Origin of the sequence: Bartonella sp. AA2SXKL, assembly GCF_042197205.1 — a bacterium.
In the GTDB taxonomy this organism is placed as follows: Bacteria; Pseudomonadota; Alphaproteobacteria; order Rhizobiales; family Rhizobiaceae; genus Bartonella.
In genome coordinates this window covers 1-650 of the sequence record NZ_JBHIRN010000192.1, presented here as the reverse complement: position 1 = coordinate 650, position 650 = coordinate 1, and the positions used below count along the sequence as shown (strand labels likewise).

General features: G+C 40.9%; 1 protein-coding gene. It reads left to right on the top strand.

What is annotated here, in order from left to right; all coding sequences use genetic code 11:
* Window positions 1-650 (top strand): GH36-type glycosyl hydrolase domain-containing protein (locus tag ACFINS_RS10640; protein WP_375706256.1); only part of this gene is annotated, 650 nt, incomplete at both ends.

The following is a 650-nucleotide window of genomic DNA, read 5'->3' as shown; positions in this document are numbered from 1 at the left end:
TAGGTGTGCAAGGAAAAGGTGAAAGTATTTGGTTAGGATGGTTTCTTGGCACCACATTACAAGCATTTATTCCCCTTGCACAAAAATATCGTGACAACATCCGTGTGAAAACATGGAATGCATATCTTAAACGTTTGAAAAAATCCCTAGAAGAAAACGGTTGGGATGGTGCTTGGTATCGACGTGGTTATTTTGATGATGGAACGCCCCTTGGCTCTAAAATAAATGATGAATGCAAAATTGATACCATTGCTCAATCTTGGGCTGTTATTTCTCAAATGGCTTCGCCTGAACGCCAAAAACAAGCAATGGCATCAATGCTTGAATATCTATGGGATGAAAAAGGCGATCTTATACGCCCTTTCTGGCCACCTTTTGATAAAAGCACTCTCGAACCCGGTTATATAAAAGGATATCCTCCGGGGATTCGAGAAAATGGGGGGCAATATACGCATGGTGCTATTTGGAGTATTTTAGCGCTTGCTGAAATGGGTGAAAATGATAAAGCTTATGCTTTGTTTTCTATGATAAATCCCATTACCCATGGAAAAAACCCTGAAATTTATCGTGTTGAACCTTATGTTATGGCTGCAGATATCTACGCTATTGAACCACGCCGTGGACAAGGCGGTTGGACATGGTATACAGGT